The 3,767-nt window shown below is 69.0% G+C and carries 4 protein-coding genes; 3 read left to right on the forward strand and 1 reads right to left on the reverse strand.

Annotated elements, in window-relative coordinates:
• On the reverse strand, positions 1-587 hold a 587-nt coding region (locus G6021_RS09755; RefSeq protein ID WP_182641175.1), incomplete at its 3' end, for a sigma-70 family RNA polymerase sigma factor.
• Positions 588-835: 248 nt separating this feature from the next.
• Here G6021_RS09755 and G6021_RS09760 point away from each other — a divergent pair.
• The 3 genes from G6021_RS09760 to G6021_RS09770 all read left to right on the forward strand — a co-directional run bounded on the left by G6021_RS09760 (position 836) and on the right by G6021_RS09770 (position 3,362).
• A complete protein-coding gene (locus G6021_RS09760; protein WP_182641176.1) occupies positions 836-1,606 on the forward strand; it encodes an SDR family oxidoreductase in 771 nt (256 codons plus the stop codon).
• 124 nt (positions 1,607-1,730) lie between these two features.
• Positions 1,731-2,750, forward strand: a complete 1,020-nt coding sequence (locus tag G6021_RS09765; protein WP_347238942.1) for an alpha/beta fold hydrolase — start codon at positions 1,731-1,733, stop codon at positions 2,748-2,750.
• A gap of 96 nt (positions 2,751-2,846) precedes the next feature.
• Complete coding sequence (locus G6021_RS09770; RefSeq protein ID WP_347238943.1) at positions 2,847-3,362, forward strand: GNAT family N-acetyltransferase; 516 nt, start codon at positions 2,847-2,849, stop codon at positions 3,360-3,362.
• The last annotated feature ends 405 nt before the right edge of the window (positions 3,363-3,767 follow it).

Here is a 3,767-nt window from a genome sequence, read left to right on the forward strand (position 1 = left end):
GGTGTCGTTTCGATGGTCGGTGTCGTCTTGATGGTCGGTATCGACCTGATGGTCGGTGTCGTCTCCATGGTCTGCCTCAGGGCCGCCACCCCGTCGGCCGCCGCGCGCCTCGCGGCCGAGTCGCTGCCCCCGATGAGCGCGGCGATCTCGGCGTACGGCAACCCGCCCAGGTACCGGTAGGCCACACTGAGCCGCTGCCGGGTGGGCAGAGTGGCGACCGCATCCCAGATCGCGTGCCCGCCGAGCTCGTCGTCGTCGCCCCCACCGCCGCCCCTCCACGCGGCTCCGTCGCTCCCGCGGCCTCTTCCCGCCCACTCCCCGAGCAGGGCGACCTCGTCCGCGCCTCCCGCCGGGGCTGCCATTCGCGCTGATCTGCGCACCACGTCCACGGCGCGGCGGTGGGCGACCCTGACCAGCCACGCCTCCACATTGGTCTCCTCCGGCAGGTCCGGCCAGGCCCGCAGCGCGGAGAGGAAAGTCTCGGACCAGGCGTCGTCGGCGTCAGGGCCGGGACCCAGGACCGCACGGCACACTCGCAGAACCGTCGGCCCGTGCCGGACCACCGCACCGTCGAAGGCTGCCCTCATAGATCAGATCTTCCCCTCGTCTCCGGCGCCACGTTCACACGCCCCTCCCACCGGTCTCGGGAGGTAGTCGCTCCGCGCGAGGGAAACGTGAGGTTGGCACAGCGCCCGAGAGACACGCGTGATCGCGGCAGACGTTCGTGATCGCGCACTGGTAGAGCTTTCCCTCGCCCGTCCAATGCTCGGTACTGTCGAGTGTCGGATATCTCCGGGCGGCGCGCCGCATCGGACTTGCGTGTGGAGGACAGCGAATGGCATCGATCTTCATCTCGGGCGGGGCGGCTGGGATCGGCCTGGCAACGGCGGAGCGATTCGGCCGCGAGGGATGGACTGTCGGGGTGTACGACGTCGACAAGGACGCCCTGGCCGCGGTGCAGTCGAGTCATCCCGACTGGATCACTGGAGAGCTCGACGTCCGCGATATGCAGCAGTGGGAGAAGGCGCTGGAGGAGTTCACCTCGCACACCGGCGGGACGCTCGACGTCCTGGACAACAACGCGGGTGTTCTTGTCGCCGGCGACCTGTCGGAGATCTCGGCTGACGCGGTCAAGGCCCAGATCGACATCGATGTGTTGGGGGTGACGCTCGGCGCCAAAGCCGCGTTCCCGTACCTCAAGGCCACGCCGGGGTCGCACCTGGTCAACATCGCGTCCGCGTCGGCGATCTACGGTCAACCCGGGATCGCCACGTACAGCGCCGCCAAGTTCTACGTCGCCGGGCTGACCGAGGCGTTGGAGCTCGAGTGGGCACCGCACGGCGTGCGAGTGGTGGGGATCTGGCCGCTGTGGGCCAAGACCGCTCTCGCGGACCCCAAGACCAAGACGACCAAGACGCTCGGCATCAAGATCACTCCCGAGCAGGTCGCGGACAAGGTCTGGCAGTCCGTCCACCCGACGACCCTTGACCGCCGCTTTCATCGCACGTCCTACAGCGTCGGTGAGCAGACGACCGTGCTCGCGAACATCTCCAAGTTCTCGCCCAACTTCGCGACGCGTCTGGTCAACAAGGTCCTGGCCCAGTAGGGCCTCACCTCGAGCTGATCGTGGGCCACCCGCCCCGGTCGGCGGCGTCCGCAGTAATCGGTCCGCGCCGCGAGAACGTGAGGTCCTTGCGGTACCCGATCCCGCTCGGCACTCGCATACTTGTGTGACCTCACACTCTTTGGGAGTCACCATGCTCGGTTCCCGCACCCCACGCCGCCTGCGTTCCCGATTTGCCGGCGCCCTCGTCGCTGGCGCGCTGGCCGTACCCCTCGCCGCGGCGGTCACGACCACCACCGCCGCGCCCGCACTCGTCCCACAGGCCGCCGCCGGGCCGGTGGAGGACGCACTGACGGACCTCGTCGGGGACCTGGATCCCTCGGGCGAGCTCGGGCCCTACGTGACCGAGGCGCTCAACGGCATCAACGGACCCATCGGCGCCCCCGGCCCGCCAGCCGCGGTGGACACCCCGATCACCTGCCGACCGACCCCGGCCCACCCGCGGCCGGTGATTCTGGTGCACGGGACGTTCGACAACGGCCCCAACACCATGCCGCGACTGGGCGAGCCGCTGCGCAGGCAGGGGTTCTGTGTGATCGCACCGACCCTCGGCGCGTACGCGGGCAACCCGGCCCGGGGAGGTCTCGACTCGATCGTCGGTGCGTCCGGTCCGCAGCTCGCCGGGGTGATCGACCACGTGCGCGCGGTCACCGGCGCCGCGCAGGTCGACCTGGTGGGCTACTCGCAGGGCGCCTCGATCGCGGGGTACACCACCAAGGTGTTGCGCCCCGGCGCGGTGGGCCGGGTGGTCTCGGTGGGCGGGTACTGGGGCGCCGACAACAGTGGCCTGATCCCCCACCAGCTGCCACCGGGGGTCGCAGGCGCGGCGCTCTGGGCCGCCAACCTGCGGGGTCTGGCCGAACTGTCACCCGGCAGCCCCATGCTCACCGCCTGGTACGGACTCGACCGCACCCCGTTCCTACCCGGGGTCGCCTACACGCTCATCGCCACCGGCGGCGACCATCTCCTGCCACCGCAGCGGAGTTTCGTGCCGGGGCCCGGAGTGGGGTGGCGGGTACCGGAGCAGGCCTGCGGCGGCGGCCCGACCTCCCACGGCGGGATGGCGCTCGATCCGCGGACACACTCGATGGTCGCCCGGGCGCTCGGCGGCGCGGGCGCCTGCTGAGATCACCGGGCCCGGGCCGCACCGACACCAGGGCAGGGCGCCAGAGATGAAGTGCCCAGACCGCGTTGCACGGGTCGAAGAGAACGGGGAAATTCGGTGACCACGCACAGTATCCGGCCCGCCAGGGAGAGTGATCTACTCCTTGTGCAGGACATAGAACGGTCGGCCGGCGCACCCTTTGCCGAGATCGGGATGACCGTGGTGGCCGAGGACGACCCTCCGTCGGTCAACTCGCTACTGCAGTTCGTGCAGAACGGGCGGGCGTGGGTCAGCACCGACGGGGCCGATCGGCCCGTGGCGTACCTGCTGGCGGATGTGATCGACGCCAATGCTCACCTCGACCAGGTCTCGGTGCACAGCGATTTCATGCACCGTGGGATCGGGACCGCTCTGCTGAATCACATGATCGGCTGGGCTCGAGAGTGCAGCCTTCCCGCGGTCACTCTGACCACCTACACCGACGTCCCGTGGAACGGGCCATATTACGAGCGTCATGGGTTCCGGTACCTCGCCGAGAACGAGGAGACCCCCGGCCTCAAGGAGATCAGAGCCACAGAGATCGCCCGCGGCCTTGACCAGTGGCCGCGCGCCTGTATGCGCAGGGAACTCTGAGGAGGTCATGGCTCCTGCGACCGGGGACGCGCCGAAGAACCGGCCCTTGTCCCGGCCACGGACCTCACCGGCCGCGTACTCACCACGGCGGGTGATGATCGCGAACGTCTATTGACTTTCGTCGCCGTAGACCTTTGTAGGAAACGCCTTCCGCGTCGTTGGCGGACGTCTGTCGGGTTTCCCGGAGTAGGAGCGAACCACTCTAGCTTTGAGATTCGGCGCGTCTCCATCGCGCGCTTCGACCACCTCCCGATCGGAGGAACTCCCGCTTCGAGTCGGCCGTCTACTGCGCAGGCCACACACTCGCTCGAACTCGAGCATGGCGGCGCCAACGTCCCCTACACCCTTGGTAGGCGCTCCGTCATTGCCGTCGATCCAGCTAGGGCGTGTCTCCCAATCGGCGTA

Origin of the sequence: Dietzia sp. CW19, assembly GCF_014145265.1 — a bacterium.
Classification (GTDB): Bacteria; Actinomycetota; Actinomycetes; order Mycobacteriales; family Mycobacteriaceae; genus Dietzia; species Dietzia natronolimnaea.

What these genes read in the sequence shown, in the direction of transcription:
- G6021_RS09760 (WP_182641176.1), top strand. Translation starts at nt 836, where the DNA reads ATGGCATCGATCTTCATCTCGGGCGGGGCGGCTGGGATCGGCCTGGCA.